Annotated in this window: 10 protein-coding genes, 1 pseudogene and 1 other annotated feature; of the genes and pseudogenes, 1 reads left to right on the top strand and 10 read right to left on the bottom strand. The window is 56.2% G+C overall.

Features of this window, described 5'->3' with window-relative positions:
* Positions 1 to 4: 4 nt before the first annotated feature.
* The 4 genes from HQN87_RS11450 to HQN87_RS11435 form a co-directional block, all read right to left on the bottom strand.
* Positions 5 to 2641 (bottom strand): valine--tRNA ligase, encoded by a 2637-nt coding sequence (locus HQN87_RS11450; RefSeq protein WP_254075461.1) that lies wholly within the window; start codon positions 2639 to 2641, stop codon positions 5 to 7.
* A 157-nt stretch (positions 2642 to 2798) separates the two neighbouring features.
* Positions 2799 to 3082 (bottom strand) — a binding site (T-box leader).
* A 166-nt stretch (positions 3083 to 3248) separates the two neighbouring features.
* On the bottom strand, positions 3249 to 3911 hold the full coding sequence (locus HQN87_RS11445; protein ID WP_173132414.1) for a stalk domain-containing protein: 663 nt from the start codon (positions 3909 to 3911) through the stop codon (positions 3249 to 3251).
* Positions 3912 to 4114: 203 nt separating this feature from the next.
* Positions 4115 to 5491 carry a LysM peptidoglycan-binding domain-containing protein gene (locus tag HQN87_RS11440; protein WP_173132411.1) on the bottom strand — a complete coding sequence of 459 codons (1377 nt, stop codon included), beginning with the start codon at positions 5489 to 5491 and terminating at the stop codon, positions 4115 to 4117.
* A 136-nt stretch (positions 5492 to 5627) separates the two neighbouring features.
* On the bottom strand, positions 5628 to 7049 hold the full coding sequence (locus HQN87_RS11435; protein WP_173132408.1) for a glycosyltransferase family 4 protein: 1422 nt from the start codon (positions 7047 to 7049) through the stop codon (positions 5628 to 5630).
* A 195-nt stretch (positions 7050 to 7244) separates the two neighbouring features.
* On the opposite strand from HQN87_RS11435, the gene HQN87_RS11430 reads away from it, so the two are divergent.
* On the top strand, positions 7245 to 8486 hold the full coding sequence (locus HQN87_RS11430) for a GGDEF domain-containing protein (protein ID WP_173132404.1): 1242 nt from the start codon (positions 7245 to 7247) through the stop codon (positions 8484 to 8486).
* A gap of 99 nt (positions 8487 to 8585) precedes the next feature.
* On the opposite strand, the gene ypfJ is transcribed toward HQN87_RS11430, so the two are convergent.
* The 6 genes and pseudogenes from ypfJ to cobA all read right to left on the bottom strand — a co-directional run bounded on the left by ypfJ (position 8586) and on the right by cobA (position 16497).
* Positions 8586 to 9449: a KPN_02809 family neutral zinc metallopeptidase gene (ypfJ, locus tag HQN87_RS11425; RefSeq protein WP_173132401.1), complete on the bottom strand. Its 864-nt coding sequence runs from the start codon at positions 9447 to 9449 to the stop codon at positions 8586 to 8588.
* A gap of 199 nt (positions 9450 to 9648) precedes the next feature.
* A complete protein-coding gene (locus HQN87_RS11420) occupies positions 9649 to 10200 on the bottom strand; it encodes a hypothetical protein (protein WP_211720881.1) in 552 nt (183 codons plus the stop codon).
* Positions 10201 to 11566: 1366 nt separating this feature from the next.
* Positions 11567 to 12286 (bottom strand): annotated as a pseudogene (locus HQN87_RS11415) (RluA family pseudouridine synthase); the annotation flags it as partial.
* A 182-nt stretch (positions 12287 to 12468) separates the two neighbouring features.
* Entirely contained in the window at positions 12469 to 13770 is a 1302-nt protein-coding gene (gene hemL, locus HQN87_RS11410) for a glutamate-1-semialdehyde 2,1-aminomutase (protein WP_436836465.1), read from the bottom strand.
* Between the two features lie 44 nt (positions 13771 to 13814).
* Positions 13815 to 14813, bottom strand: a complete 999-nt coding sequence (hemB, locus tag HQN87_RS11405) for a porphobilinogen synthase (RefSeq protein WP_173132398.1) — start codon at positions 14811 to 14813, stop codon at positions 13815 to 13817.
* A 136-nt stretch (positions 14814 to 14949) separates the two neighbouring features.
* Positions 14950 to 16497 (bottom strand): uroporphyrinogen-III C-methyltransferase, encoded by a 1548-nt coding sequence (gene cobA / locus HQN87_RS11400; protein WP_173132587.1) that lies wholly within the window; start codon positions 16495 to 16497, stop codon positions 14950 to 14952.
* Positions 16498 to 16511 lie beyond the last annotated feature (14 nt).

Here is a 16511-nt window from a genome sequence, read left to right as displayed (position 1 = left end):
TCCTTTATCCCCTCAGCTCTGCAATACGGGCCAGCACTTTATCGCGTCTGTCGGAATAATCCGCCTGCTTCGCCCGTTCCTCTTCGATGACTTTAGCCGGCGCTTTGGCAACAAAGCCCTGATTGCCGAGCTTTTTCTCCACACGTTCAACTTCGCTGTTCAGTGTCTGAACTTCTTTTTCCAGACGGGCAATCTCCTGATCAATATCAATCAGTCCAGACAGCGGCAGGAGCAGTTCAGCTCCGGTAACCACGGCGGACATCACTTTATCCGGCGTCTGCGGCGCAAGTCCCGCTTCGAAGGAAGAAGTGTTGCAGAAGCGCCCGATATAATGTTCGTTGCGGGAAATAATGTCCAGCGTATCCTGGCTGCCGGCCTTGATGATCAGTTCTACCTTCTTGCTCATCGGCACGTTCACTTCCGCACGGATGTTGCGAACCGCCCGGATAATGTCCATCAGCAGGTTCATCTCTGACACCGACTGCGGATTCTCCAGCGCTGCATCATACTTCGGCCACTCGGCCAGTGTGATCGTGTCACCCTGATGCGGCAGATGCTGCCAGATCTCCTCCGTAATGAACGGCATGAACGGATGAATCAGGCGCAGTGTGCGGTCCAGCACGTAAGCCAGAACAGACTGCGTCTTGGCCTTGGCTGCCGCGTCCGTTCCATACAGCGAGAGCTTAGCGAATTCAATATACCAGTCGCACAGATCATCCCAGATGAAGTTGTAGAGCAGGCGGCCGGTCTCACCGAACTCGTACGAGTCAATTAGACGCGTAATATCGCGGGAAGTTTCGTTCAGGCGGTGCAAAATCCAGTGGTCGGCCGTACTAAGCTCCCCTGTAATGTCAATATCTTCGAAAGCTACGCCTTCCAGGTTCATCAGGGCAAAGCGTGAGGCATTCCAGATCTTGTTGGCAAAATTTCGCGCCTGCTCTACCTTTTCCATACGGAACCGCAGATCCTGGCCCGCTGTGCTGCCGGTAGTAATCATATAGCGCATGGCGTCTGCGCCATACTGCTCGATAACCTCCAGCGGATCAATGCCGTTGCCGAGGGATTTGGACATCTTGCGTCCTTCGGCATCGCGTACAAGTCCGTGCATCAGCACATCGGAGAATGGCTTCTGCCCCGTGAACTCCATGGCGGAGAAGATCATGCGGGCCACCCAGAAGTAGATAATATCGTAACCGGTAACCAGTACGTTGTTCGGATAATAACGCTGATAGTCACTGCTGTCCCCGTCAGGCCAGCCCAGTGTAGCGAACGGCCAGAGGTTGGAGCTGAACCAGGTATCTAGAACATCCTCATCCTGCTTCAGATCAGACAGCCCGCTGATTCTGCGCGCTTCCTCTTCATCATGGGCAACTACGATCTCCCCGGTAGATTCGGAGTACCAGGCCGGGATACGGTGGCCCCACCACAACTGGCGGGAAATACACCAGTCGCGGACATTCTCAACCCAGTTCAGATACGTCTTCTCGAAGCGGTCCGGCACGAAGGTAACACCGTCTCCATCCTTCTGTGCGGCGATCGCTGCTTCGGCGAGCGGCTGCATTTTGACGAACCACTGGGTAGACAGATAAGGCTCTACTACAGCGCCGGAACGCTCACTGTGTCCTACCTGATGTACGTGATCCTCAATGGAGATCAGCACGCCCTGCTCTTTGAGGTCGGCTACGATGGCCTTACGGCAGTCGCTGCGGTCCATGCCCTGGTAAGAACCAGCCTCCTCATTCATTATTCCGCCTCCATCCATCACATTGATCTGCGGAAGGTTATGGCGGACTCCCATCTCAAAGTCGTTCGGATCATGGGCCGGGGTAATCTTAACCGCACCGCTGCCGAAGTCCTTATCTACATATTCATCTGCAATCACCGGAATCTCCCGGCCGATTATGGGCAGGATCAGGGTCTTGCCGATCAGATCCTTATAACGCTCATCCGAAGGGTGAACCGCTACCGCTGTATCGCCCAGCATCGTCTCGGGGCGGGTGGTAGCTACCGTGATGTGGCCGCTGCCGTCCTTAAGCGGATAACGCAAATGGTACAGATGTCCGTTCACTTCTTTATATTCAACCTCGATGTCCGACAGAGCCGTACGGGCGGCCGGGTCCCAGTTAATAATCCGCTTGCCGCGATAGATCAGGCCCTTCTGATACAGCTCTACGAATACCTTGCTGACCGCCTTCTTCATGCCTTCGTCAAAGGTAAACCGTTCGCGGGAATAATCCAGGGACAGGCCCATCTTGGCCCATTGCTCATGGATCGTCTCGGCATACTGATCCTTCCAGGCCCATACCTGCTCCAGGAACTTCTCGCGTCCGAGATCATGGCGGGAGATTCCCTGCTGGCGCAGCTTCTGCTCAACCTTGGTCTGCGTGGCGATCCCTGCATGGTCCGTTCCGGGCAGCCACAGGGTATCATATCCCTGCATCCGTTTGGTACGGATCAGTACATCCTGAAGGGTGAAATCCAGCGCGTGTCCGATATGAAGCATTCCTGTTACATTCGGCGGCGGAATCACTATGCTGTAAGGCTCTGCATCCGGCCGCTTGCCGGCTTCGAAGAAGCCCTTCTCCATCCAATAGGCATACCATTTCTTCTCTGCCGCTCCCGGATCATATGTAGTCGGCATATCGCTCTGCTTGTGATTCGCGGCGGCGTTCTGCTGGTTCGGCAGTTCTGCTGCTGCATTGTTGTTATCAGCCATGGTGAACCCTCCATTTAGAGTTGATGAACTAACGGGTGAGACCTGTACATGCTTAAATTTGAATACAAAAAGGCCCTTCGTCTCAAAGGACGAAAGGCCATTCTTTCGCGGTACCACCTTTGTTTCGCGCCAATAAAAAATAAAACCCTGCCTGAAGTCCCCTTACAGGTCCTTAAAGCTTAGCGCGACACTTATGCAGATAACGGCTGCGTCCGGCCACATCCTAACCGGTCTTCATCATGAAGACAAGCTCAGAAGGGCAACTCCGGGGCGACTTCGGGGGCTGCATCCTGCGGAAATTCACACCAATTATAATTCCGCTCTCTGAAGGGCTGACCGCCTACTCTTCCCGTTCCCAGTCTTTATGCTAGTTATTACTTAGTTCAATAATACATTCAGTATTATTCCTAGTCAACCAGCATATACACAAACGGCTGGACTTATACCGCCCATTTCAAAAAACCGCCCTAAAGGAAGGCCATTAACAGCATTCCTTGCGCTAATGAACGATTTGGAGCCGCCGGACTATCGCCTACTCCCCGCTCCAGATCACGTGAACCACATTGTAGCCTTGGCTGCTGCCCGTTCCCGGCGCACCATCCAGCGTAACGGCAAATGTGCTTCCGGCGTCGATAATCGAGAAGGCGGACGCGGAGACTTCTTCCGATTTGGACGTAGCTCCTTTTTGCACGAAATACTCCTTGTAAGTGTTGCCAAGCGGCTCCAGACCCTGCTTCGTCAAATAGCTGAATGTCGCAGACGGCTTGCCGGTCGCCGATCCTTCGATCAGATCAAATATCTTCGCGTCGGCCGGAAGCGGGAAGTCCGCCGGCAGGCTCTTCGGACGCTTCACGGTCTCCGCTGACGTCCCGGTGGAGGGGGTGCCGGAGGAACCGCCGGAGGAAGCAGAATCGCCGATAATCACCCGGCTGGTCTTGGCATCGTAAGTAACCGAGGTGTTCAGCGCTTCACCGATGGAACGGACAGGCAGATACGTTGTGCCGTTGTAGGTAATCGGGGCAAGCGTTTTGCCGTTGCCGTCTTTGGGCGTATAGACCTGACCGTTCACGACGATTCCGAGCTTATGATTGAGCAGCGCCTTGATCTCCTGCAGATTGCTCGCGGCATAGACACCGGCCGAGGCCGTCAGTGTCAAGCCCAGTAGGGCCGCTGTGGCCGCCACTTTTTTCTTCATCTGATATCTCATCCTTCCAGAAGGGGGTATACCGGGCGCATAGCTGCCTGAATGTGTCATGTATGTAGAGCCGGTAGTGACTATTAACCCGGCAGGAGGGGTTTTCAAACGAAGAGGGGGACGGTAACTGGCGGCAGGCTTGAGGATAACGCCTATTCACACAGAAACGGCCCCCGTCTATGAAGCGGGGACCGTTCTCTATCTTAGGGAATGTATAACACCTGTCCCTCTTCTACAATCTGGCCGGACAGCCGGTTGTACATGGAGAGCTCCCTTGTACTTAGCTGGTATTTCTCCGCAATGGTATCCAGCGTCTCCTCCCGCTGGACAATGCAGAGCCGCACCTTGCGGAACAGCTCGGTACCGCCAAGTCCGCCGATGAACCGGCTTTTCCACGCTGTGTCATTGCCCGCCTCTGGAGCCGCCGCTGCCTGGGAAGCTATTTCCTCCGAGTTCAAATCCTCCTGCTCTTTGTTAGCCCGGCTGGAGCTGAGCAGCGAAGAGAAGGTTAAGGGCTCCTGCTCGGCAGCTCCAGGTTCTTTTTTGCTGCCCAGTGCAACCTTGAGGTCCTGCTTCTCCTCCGGGGACGACACGGACTCTGCGGATAGGAAGACCTCATTGTCCGTAGCCTGGATCTCTTCAGCCGCTTCCCCCTCTTCCTTGCCCGCCAGCAGCGCCGCAGCGTCGCTGGCAGCGGAGGTGAGCACGGGCTCCGGCTGCTGCACGGCATGAAGCTTCGCATTGCCCCAATGGTCCACTGTATTCAAGGCGGCAGTACCCGCCTGCAATGCAGTGTCTTCCTGGAGCGATTTATTCACAGGTGCTGCCTCTGCGGTCTTCTCTCTGGAGGTGAGGAAGTGATTGGATACAGGCTCAGCCGCCTGCTTGCTGCCGGCCGGGGCAGCCGTATCCAGATTATGTGTCCTGACTCTTGGTTCCTTGTCCTTCAGTTGCGCGGAGGCCTGGGCAGCGGGCTGGGAATATACAGCACCTTCCGGAAATAGCGGATTGCCGGAGACTTCGGCCTTGTCAGCCAGGTTCTGCTCTTCCGCAGAATTCTCTGCAGCACCTTCGCCTTCGCCATAAGTCCAGAGCGAATTCTCATACAGGGCGTCATTTTCCGGACTTCGGTACTTGTCTTCGGCCTTAACCTTGTTGTCTGCAGCCTCCGGCGAATACGCTACCGTGTATTCCTCCTGCTGCCAGGCCGACTGTGTATCTGTACTTCCGATTCCACGCAGCGAGAGCACACCGGTAATGTTAACTGTTCGCATCGTCAGCAGATCAATATCGAAATTCTCGATCTCCACCCCTATGTCATCAAGTGAGCTGACCCGGGTCAGCGGAACTGTGATTTCAACAGGAATCGCATGCTCCAGGCGCTGTGTGCGATCATCTTCCCCCCGGTAGAGCCCGGTGAGCAACAGCTGGCCGTGCAGCTCGGCCCGGTCCTCCCGCTGGATTACCTGGATGTCGGGAACCAGCTCGACTTCCTCCAGCTCAGCTATTCCCGGAAGCTCTTCCGAAAGGTGAATGCGTTCATAAATATCAAACCGCAAGCCATGGGACTGGTCAAACACGGGAAATGTCCTCCTTCTTGGCATAATCTATCCCTGAGACAAGCCCAGAGTATAAGCCCAAAATGTTTCTCCACTCATGTATATGCTTTATTCAGGAAGGCATGACAACTTTGCCGCCGCAATCGCGGACAGGAGCTTATTTCCCGGGACCAAGGGCGGTACGCGCATCCGGAATGGAGTAATTCTGCGGAAGCCTTGTGCGCATATGCTCAGCAAGTGGAGTACCGGGATCGCTTCCGTTCAGCACATCTGCCGGATGAAAAGCTGCCGGAAGCCTTGAATCTCCCGGCCCTTCTCCAAAACGGACAAAGTCCGGGATTCCCGGCCGACTCTTCTGCAAAATGATGGCCCTGTGATAGATATTCAGCGTACCCGCAGCCATCACATCCAGCGAACGGTTACGCTGCGCCCACTGCCTGGCCTGGAAGCCGGTGCGCTCTCTCAGCTCCTTATTCCCCAGGAGCTCCTCTAACTGCCGGGCGAGCTGGACGGCATCTCCGGGAGGAACAATCCAGCCCGTCTCTCCTTGCCGGACCATCTCCGGCATCCCCGAGGTTCCGGCGACAACCGGCGCTATTCCGGCAAGCTGCGCCTCGGTAACCGAGAAGGGCTGCGTATCCTGCAGAGAGGGCTGCACATAAATATCCGCTGCTCTCAGGGCAGCCGGGATGTTATCCAGCTTCCCGGTGAAATAGACCTGCTGCTGAATCCCCAGCTGACGGGTTCGCTCCATAAGCTCTTCCTGGAGGCTGCCGATCCCGGCCAGTGCACAGATCCATTTCTGGGTGCGCTCATTCAGAATTCCCAGTGCCTCGATCAGTACATGTACACCTTTGATATATTCAAGACGTCCGGCATACATGATTACAGGTATTCCCTCTGCAAATTGAAGCGGCGCAGGCTCCGCTGCCCTGGCTGCATAGTGTTTCAGATCCAGCCCGTACGGCAGGGTATGAATACGGTCCGGCCTGACCCCCAGGCTCCGCGTGAGTTGCCCGATCCACTCCGAAGAGACCAGGATCTGATCCGCCGAGCGGGCGCCCAGCGTCTCGATCCGGCGGAAATATCTCCAGATGGGCCGCTGCTCATATTCCTCACGGGTAAGCCCGGGCTCCAGTCCTTTGTATTCATAGAAGGTTTCTCTGGTCAGTGCCCCATGCACACTGGAGACCAGCGGCACCGGAGTGCGCATAATCCGCCGCAGCGCATACGAGGCTATAGGGTCCTGGGCATGGATGACATCATAGTCCTCAAGACCCAGCACAGCGGCACCGCCCTCGAACACGTAACGTCCCAGCTCAAAGCTGAAGATGCCATGCTCCAGGTGCAAAGACGGAAACCGGACTTTATCGAGTTGGGGCAGGAGAAGGGAATAGAACGATTTTTTATCAAAGGACTCTGTCCGGTTCAGCAAATACAGCGTATTGTTCTCCACATGGCTGCCCATCAGTGTAACGGAATAGCCCTGCTCGCCCAGCTTATCTGCCAGCTGTTTCATATACGTCCAAATCCCGCCCATATTGGTGAGGCCCCAGTAGGTGACCAGCAGTATCTTCATGTATTCCTCTCCCCGGCTTATAGATTCACTTCTGTGCAGGAGCAGTCTGCTCCGTCTTAGTCAGAACAGTATATGAATGTTGCAGCTAGCAGGTATGGATATTTGGTCATGCTATAAAAATTTCAAAATAATCTTTTAATCAATAAACATCTTTTCGGGTATAATCGGTATAAATCCCGAAAGGAAATTTCCGACATGTCAAAAGCAAGGGTATTTGACCTTTTTCTGTTTGTCGCTTCCCTGGCTATAGCTTTCATTCCCACCCATGCTGTAGTCCTGGACGTTACCTATATAAAAGCACTGCTGCTCTACACGGTCTTCTCCAGTATCTACTTCCAGTTGCGGATTGTGACCCGGAGCGGAAACTCCACGATCGACTATGCGATCAGCTATACTTCGTCATTCGGGATTTTTGCCGGTCCGCTGGGTACCTTTCTGTTCGAGAGTGTGTACCGGGTCATTGTCTATATTTATAAAAAGAAAACGAAAACCGCCGATCCGGGAGAATTCCTGGATACCTTCTATAACATCGGCTCCTTCACGCTGGGCGGCTCGGCCGCTTATTATCTGTACAAGATGCTCTATCCCCTGGCGGACAAGCTTCCGCTCGGATACTGGCTGCTGTTTCTCCTGGTTGTCTGCGTAACCACCCTGCTGTCCTCTACGTTCCTGGTCATAACCTTTGCCCTGTCGGGAGACATCAAGACACGCCAGGAAGCGAAGCACCTGCTGTTCAGAAGCCGGAACCTGCTTGACTTCAGCAAGGTAGCCCTGACCAATGCTCTGCTGCTGCGGCTGCTGCAAATGGAGAAATGGGAGATGCTGATCGCCCTCTTCCTGCTCAATTATGTGGTCAGCATCTCTTTTTATTCCAAATCGCAAAGCGCCCAGCACAAATACGAACGCGACAAATTCGAGCAGATGGCATACCGTGACTTCCTCACCGGAACCTATAACCGGGCGCATATGGACAAGATGATGAAGGAGCTTAACCAGAGCGGGGAGTACATCGGGATTGTGGTTGCGGATATCGACCGTTTCAAAAAAATCAATGATTCCTATAATCACGCCGTCGGCGACCGGGTCATCGTTCATTTCGCGGATACGCTGCAAAGGCATCTGCAGGAAAAGGACATCCTGTTCCGCAGCGGCGGGGAGGAGTTCACCCTGTTCCTTAGGGATAAGACCTTTGAGGAATGCAGGACGCAGATTCAGGAGATTCTGGACAGCCTTCACGGGCACAGTGTGAGTGCAGAATTCGAGGAGCAGATGATCCGCGTGCCCTATTCCGCCTCCTTCGGACTGTATTACTACAAGGCAGACCCGGGCCAGAAGACTTCGATGGAAAAAGGCTATGTCTTCGCCGATCAGCTGCTGCTGGAGTCCAAGAAGCTTGGCCGCAACCGCCTCTCATACTGGAATGATCTCCAGCCTTGAGTGCAAGGTCCTGCCGTGCACAGAAATCCTGATATTTGAACAAAGAGCCGCTCCTCCGGTTGCCGGAGAGAACGGCTCTTTCTCGTTGTTGGCATCCGGCTACAATTCAGCAGCCTTGAAGGTATCTCCGCCGGCAATCGTACCGGAGCCAAAGCCCTTATAGAACCAGCGCTTACGTTGTTCGGAGGTACCGTGAGTGAAGCTGTCCGGCACCACATAACCCTGGGAGCGCTTCTGGATGGTATCATCCCCCACCGCGCTTGCCGCAGTGAGCGCCTCCTCCAGATCCCCTTCCTCCAGCAGATTCATCCCTTGGGCATGCTTGGCCCATACCCCGGCATAATAATCGGCCTGGAGCTCAAAGCGGACCTGATAGGCATTGAATTCGGTCTGGCTAAGGCGCTGGCGCTGCGTGTTGAGCTGCTCGGAAGCGCCCAGCAGGGTCTGCACATGATGACCGACCTCATGGGCAATCACATAGGCCATGGCGAAGTCGCCCGGCGCGTTGAACTGCTGCTGCAGCTCATCGTAGAAGCTGAGATCAATATACAGATTGGCATCCCCCGGACAATAGAAGGGGCCGACCGCCGAGCTGGCTGTTCCGCAGGCAGAGTTCACACTGCCGCTGTACAGCACAAGCGTCGGGTCCTGATAAGTCATCCCTTGCTCCTGGAAGAGCTGAGACCAGACATCTTCGGTATCGGCCAGCACCACGGATACAAATTCCGATAACTCCTTCTCCTTAGCTGTCTGCTCATAAGGAGCGCCTGTGTTCGTGCTTGAACCCGTTGACAGCAGATTCCCCATAATATCGCCGATATTCCCGCCGCTCAGCAGCGTCACAATCACTATAATCACTATGCCGCTGATTCCGCCGCCGATCAGCTTGCCGCCTCCGCCCACGCCGCCGCGGCCTCTGCGGTCTTCCACATTGGAACTGCCTCTTCTGCCCTGCCATTTCATGGCCTAACCCCCAGTTATCAATTGCAATTACAGGATGTATTTTTGCTTATTACTGTTATACCCATAATTACAGGAAGACCACTCTTCCGGAGCAGATTACTGGGTCAGGCGGCTCCACGCTTCCGCAGACTACAGACAAAAAAACTCCCCCACAGCCGCAGCCATGAAGGAGTCTATCACCGGAGGATAGAAAAACTGATTATTTGGCAGCTTTAGCCGCGCTAAGAATGGCTTTCAGGTAGCCTTGGGTATCTACCAGAGTAGCTCCGCTAACCGCATCAACCACTTGCTCTTTGCTCTTGTGAGTCAGTGTGGCTTCAAGGGATTTTATCGTTTTGCCTGTTGCGAATTTCTCGATGGCAGCCAGGTTTTTGTCGTAGGCAACGGTAGATTTGGCTTCTTCCGTCATGTGCTCGCTGTAGTATTTGGCATTAGCTTTCTTGGACGCGAGTACCATGTTAGGATCTTTGTAGTTCTGGCCAAAGTCCTTATCCGAGTTCGGTACGCCAGTGGCTACGTCTGTGCCCAGGAACTGATAATCATCCAGCGATGCGGCAACGATTACGCCATTCTGCACTACAGCCACAGCTACTGTGAAGCATTTGGTGCCATGGGCAGCCGCTTCCACCCGGCCAACCTTAAGCGGTGCGCTCGCTGCAGAAGTGACGCTGTTCAGGGCTCCGCTGTTTCCTACCCCGATCAATGCCAATGAAATCCCGGCTACGAGCATAAACTTTGTTACTTTTTTCACAAATATTCCCCCAGTTAACGTTATGAGATACGCTTACATACTATATTTATCAGTATATTGGGAGGCCGTCAGTTACAAATGTTACTGGAAAAATGCAAATATCTGGATTGCACAGCCACCCTCCGTATATTAGCTGCAATTCTCTTTAACACTCACTTTGTCATTCGTGATTACTACCTTGGAATATCCGGATAATGTTTCGGTGCGTGCGGCGGCGAGGGCGCAACGTGCGGCGGCGAGGGCGCAACGTGCGGTGGCGAGGGGCAACGTGCGGTGGCGAGGGCGCAACGTGCGGCGGCGGGAGGGCAACGTGCGGTGGCGAGGGCGCAACGTGCGGCGGCGAGGGGCAACGTGCGGCGGCGAGGGGCAACGTGCGGCGGCGAGGGGCAACGTGCGGTGGCGAGGGCGCAACGTGCGGCGGCGAGGGCGCAACGTGCGGCGGCGAGGGCGCAACGTGCGGCGGCGGGAGGGCGAAACGATAGCGGGAGGGCTAGCCTGCCGCTTCCTCACCCCGCCGCTGAATTAAGTGGAAAAAGGGCAACTACTGGTCGGTAAATCTACGAATATCGAGAAACAGTTGGAAAAACAACACTTGCTCAGGCTGAAATCTGAAATATTGAACACATTGGAAGAATTAGATGTCTTAAATCCACTTAATGTTGCTGGAGATGGAATCGCACGATGATTAGATAGCATAAATCCACTTATTGTTCGGGCCGGGGCAGCTTTGCCCTGAACACAAATAGAGCCAAGCTGCAATTCTCCCAGTATCAGAGAAACGCGGCTCAGCTCCACATGGCGTGGCTAAACTCTTGGGACTGCCGCTGCTCACATGGAGTGGCATGGCTCCCAATTTACTTGTCTAGTCCGAATTAACCTGAGTTAACTTGACTTGGCTAGCTTAACTCAACTTATCTCAGCGTTACTTAACTTTACTTAACTTAACTTTACTCAACTTTACTCAACTTAACTCGACCTAACTCGACCTAACTTGGCTCAGCTTACCTCACAGAGCCTGCGGGTTAACAATTTACTCCTGGTCTCCGCCGCCTATCTGCTTGCGCAGACGGCGCATATCCTCCGGCCATGGATCAGCTACTTCGATGCGGCTCCGGGTCCAGGGATGGGCGAATACAAGCTTCTCGCCATGCAGCGCCTGGCGGTCAGAACTTCCCGGCTTCGCCTTGACTCCCGGCTTGGAGTAACCCACCGGCTTGCCGGGCACTTGCAGCCCCGGTCCGTTGCCCGTCTTCTCCTGTTCCTCGAACCAGGCTGTAATCGCCGACTTGATCTGGCCCGGTGCCGTGCGCAGCGGCTGCTTCGGGTTGCTGCCGGCGGTGGGAACAACAGCCGTGTGCCAGCCGGACCCGCCATAGAGTTCATCCCCGAACAGCGGATGTCCCGCATGACTGAGGTGGACACGAATCTGGTGTGTACGGCCCGTCTCCAGCTGCAGCTTCACTACGGTTCCGCCGGGCAGGGCTTCGCGCCCCACAATCCGTGTTACCGCCGCCTGCCCTCCCGGCGACACCCGTCTGCGTACCGCATGATGGCGGTCACGGCCAATCGGAGCCTCTATCACCGTTAGCTCAGGCGGCACAGTGCCTTCAACGATTGCAGCATACAGGCGGGACACGTTCTTCTCACGCATCTCCTCATCCAAGATGAGCTGGGCGTATTCGTTCTTCGCATACAGCACAGGTCCGGTCGTATCCTTGTCCAGCCGGTGGATATGACGGACAGCAACCCCTCCGCCGGAAGCGGCATAATGGGCGGCGACGATATGATCCAGCGTTACCCCGCTTCCGCTGCCATCCGGGTGAACCGCCATACCGGCGGGCTTGTGAACCACCAGGCAGAAGTCGTCCTCGAACAGCACCTCAGCCGCAGCTTCCTGCCACACCGGCTCTATTCCCGCTTCCCTGTGAGGGAACAGGGCAAGCCGCAGCCGGTCGCCCCTCCACTGGATGCCGCCCTCGCTGCGCAGCCGGGCGTGCAGCTTCTCCGGCATGCCGGCTACGCCCAGCAGCCAGGCGTCAATGGCTGCCGGTCTGTCGGCAGCCGCCGTAATGACCCGGCCAGGCATGGCTTCCAGCCATTCCCCGCGCCGGGTCCACTTGCCGCCGCCAGCGAAGCTCCCGGAGCTGGCGCCAGTACCCGCACCCGCCCCCTCTCTAGGGAGCGGTGCAGTATGGTCAGTGCCCGGGCCGCCCACGCGGCCCTCCGTTGCGCTGCCATGCTGGCCGGACTGATCCTCCGGTCCGGCCGTCATAGCGATTTCAGGGCCTGGTAATGGCCCTCAATCGTATCATCAATATCCTGCTCGCTGTGCACAGCGGATACGAACATTCCTTCGAACTGGGAAGGCGGAACACTGATGCCCTGATCCAGCATTTTGCCGAAATAACGCTTGAACCGCTCCAGATCACTGGTCTTGGCCGTCTCGAAGTTAATGACCGGCTCCTCGGTGAAGAACGGGCACACCATCGACCCCACGCGGTTAATCGTAAGCGGAATTCCAGTCTCCTGGGCGTTGCGCTTAAGACCGGCTTCCAGCCTCGCGCCAAGCGACTCCAGACGGGTATACACCTCAGGGGTCAGCAGCTTCAGCGTGCTGTAGCCCGCCGCCATGGCCAGCGGATTCCCGCTGAGCGTACCCGCCTGATAGATCGGACCGGACGGGGCGATCTGTTCCATAATCTCTCTTTTGCCGCCATAAGCGCCTACAGGGAGACCGCCGCCGATGACTTTGCCGAAGCAGGTCAGGTCCGGGTCCATCCCGAACAGCCCCTGCGCGCAGCCCCGGTCCACACGGAAGCCGGTCATCACCTCGTCAAAAATAAGCAGCGCCCCGTACCCCGTCGTCACCTTACGCAGCCCCTCCAGAAAGCCCGGAAGTGGTGGAACCACACCCATATTTCCGGCGATAGGCTCAACAATGACAGCAGCAATCTCGTTGCCGTAACGCTCGAAGGCGATTTTGACCCCGTCCAGATCATTATAAGGCACGGTAATCGTGTTGACCGCCACACCCTCCGGCACGCCCGGACTGTCCGGCAGCCCCAAGGTGGCGACCCCGGAACCCGCTTTGATCAGCAGGCTGTCGGCGTGGCCGTGGTAGGAGCCTTCAAATTTGAGGATTTTGCTTCGTCCGGTGAAGCCGCGGGCCAGTCGGATCGCGCTCATGGTAGCTTCCGTTCCCGAATTCACCATACGCACAATATCCACCGAGGCTACACGTTCTACCACGGTTTTGGCCATTACTGTCTCCATAAGGGTCGGAGCGCCGAAGCTTGTCCCTTTAATCGCCGTCTCCTGCAGCGCCTTCACCACTTCAGGATGGGCATGTCCCATAATCAGCGGTCCCCATGAGCAGACGTAGTCAATGAAGCTGTTGCCGTCAATATCGTAGATCCGCGAGCCTTCGCCCCTCTCGACATACACCGGGGTCAATCCTACGGATTTGAATGCCCGGACCGGGCTGTTGACCCCGCCGGGAATATATTGTTTTGCTTCTTCAAAAGCGGTGCGGGAAGCCTCTTCCCGGCGGTTCTGTGGCATATTGCCCATGCTTGTTCACTCCTGCTCTACTGAATTGGACGGACCCATCTTGCTTAGCCGCGCAGCCAGCGGGCTGCATCCTTGGCGAAATAAGTAATAATGACATCTGCTCCGGCACGCTTCATGCCGGTAAGCATCTCCAGCACAACCGCCTGCTCGTCGATCCAGCCCTGCTGTGCGGCTGCCTTGACCATCGAATATTCACCGCTGACATTGTACGCTACCAGCGGCAGGTCGAACTGGTCGCGGATCGTACGGATGACATCAAGGTAAGCGAGTGCAGGCTTAACCATCAGCATATCCGCGCCCTCCAGCACATCCGAATCCGCTTCGCGGATGGCTTCCCGCAGATTGGCCGGGTCCATCTGATACGTCTTGCGGTTGCCGAACTGCGGGGCAGAGTCCGCCGCTTCACGGAACGGGCCGTAGAAGGCAGAGGCGTATTTCACCGAATAGGACATGATCGGCACATGCTCGAAGCCATTCTCGTCGAGCCCCGCACGGATCGCCTGCACGAACCCGTCCATCATATTGGAAGGCGCGATAATATCCGCACCAGCCCGGGCTTGGGACACCGCCGTGCGGGTCAGCAGCTCAAGCGAAGCGTCATTAAGGACATCGCCGTGCACTACACCGTCTACCGTATGGGTGTGCACCATGCCGCAGTGGCCGTGGTCGGTGAATTCACACAGGCAGGTATCGGCAACGACGAGCAGCTCGGGGTACCACTTTTTGATCAGCCGTGTAGCCTCCTGGACAATACCGTCCTCTGCGAATCCGGACGAACCGACAGCATCCTTCGTCTCTGGAATTCCAAACAGCAGGACCGCCGGAATGCCCAGGGAAGCAATCTCATCTACTTCCGCCTTCAGGGTATCCAGCGAGAAATGATATACGCCGGGCATAGAGCCAATCTCATTCTTCACACCGGTTCCATAGGTTACAAAAATCGGCTGGATGAAATCCAGCACATTCAGGACGGTCTCGCGCACCATTCCGCGGATTCCGGCCGACCCGCGCAAGCGGCGGTGTCTAGTGATCGGGAAACTCATTGCTGCATCCTCCTAAAGTAAGTATTTACACATATCTATCAGCCTTAAGCAGTATGCGAAGTTAACTATCGAAGCTAATAGGCTGGACCCGATTGCAACGCTCAAAGGCAGCGCTGACAGATCTGGCAGGAACAGGCTATCTCAGCCTTGTCGATTCATTCCAGCGGCACAGCTCCTGTACCAGCCCTTCGATGGTGGCTTCTTGCGGAAGCAGTCCCGGAGTGAGTCCCGCTTCGATTGCGGTCTGCTCGGTTACCGGACCAATGCAGGCGATGGTGACCCCCTTCAGCAGTCCGAGCGGATCTTCCAGGCCCATTCGGGTCAGGATGCCGATGAAGTTGCGCACCGTGGAAGAGCTGGTGAAGGTCACCGCATGAATGCGCTTCTCTTCTAGCAGCTTAACCAGTTCAATATCATCTTCGCCGGTAATTACCGTCTCATACGTATCTACTTCTGTCACTTCCAGCCCCAGCTCCTTCAGCTTGCCGGGCAGCCACTCGCGCGCCAGATCGCCGCGCGGAAGCAGCACCTTCTGTCCCGGCAGCAGCTGTGTGCCGAAGGCTTCAATCAGCCCCTCCGCCTGGAAACGCCCAGGCAGTTCTTCAGAGATCAGCCCGCGCTCTGCGAGCGCTGCCGCTGTACCTGGCCCTACGGCGCAGAGACGCGCCCCGTGCAGGCCGCGGATATCCGTCTTCAGCTGCGCCAGATGACGCATGAAGAAGTCCACACCGTTCGGACTGGTGAAGAACACCCAGTCATACGCTGCCAGCCCGCGGAAGGCTGCAGCGATCTCCGCCTGCTTGTCCGCGTCCCGCTGCATTACCGTCTCGATGACCGGGAACTCATACGGCTCGCCGCCAAGCTCCTCGATCCGGTCTACCAGCTCACTGGCCTGTGCACGGGCCCGTGTAACCACGATCCGCTTGCCGAACAGCGGTTGTGCCTCCACCCACATCAGCTGCTCGCGCTGGAGAACGACATCGCCGACAACAATAACAGCCGGCGGCTGAAAGTCCGCCGCCTTCACCTTTGCCTCAATATCGGCAAGGGTGCCGGTCAGCGTCTCCTGATCCGCCCGGGTACCCCAGCGCACAAGCGCCACCGGTGTTTCCGGCGGGCGCCCGTGCTTCATCAGCTGGGCGCTGATGTATCCGATTTTGGCGACGCCCATCAGGAACACCAGCGTGCCCGTGGCATTCGTTACTTTATCCCAATGGATGGAATGATCCAGCTTATCCGGGCTCTCATGACCGGTAATAATCGACAGGGAAGACGCTGCATCCCGGTGGGTCACCGGAATACCGGCATACGCCGGGACGCTGATGGCCGAGGTAATACCCGGCACAATCTCATAGTAGATGCCGTTCCGGCGCAGCAGCTCCGCTTCTTCACCCACCCGGCCAAAAATCACGGGGTCCCCGCCCTTCAGACGCACCACCGTTTTGCCCTCCAAAGCGAGATCTACCAGCAGCTGGTTAATGTCCTCCTGCTTCATCGTATGGCGGTCAGGAAGCTTGCCTACGTATATTTTTTGCCCGCCGGGCTTCATCCATTTCAGCAGCCTTGGACTGGCCAGCCTGTCATAGACCAGCACATCCGCCTTCTGGATACACTCCAGCCCCTTGACTGTAATCAGCTTCGCATCCCCCGGACCTGCACCTACCAGATAAACCTTCCCCGCCATCTCCGTCATCCCCT

This window comes from Paenibacillus tritici (assembly GCF_013204885.1).
Taxonomy (GTDB): Bacteria; Bacillota; Bacilli; order Paenibacillales; family Paenibacillaceae; genus Paenibacillus_AQ; species Paenibacillus_AQ tritici.
Note: the sequence above shows the minus strand (reverse complement) of the source record. Positions and strands in the feature narration are given on the sequence as shown.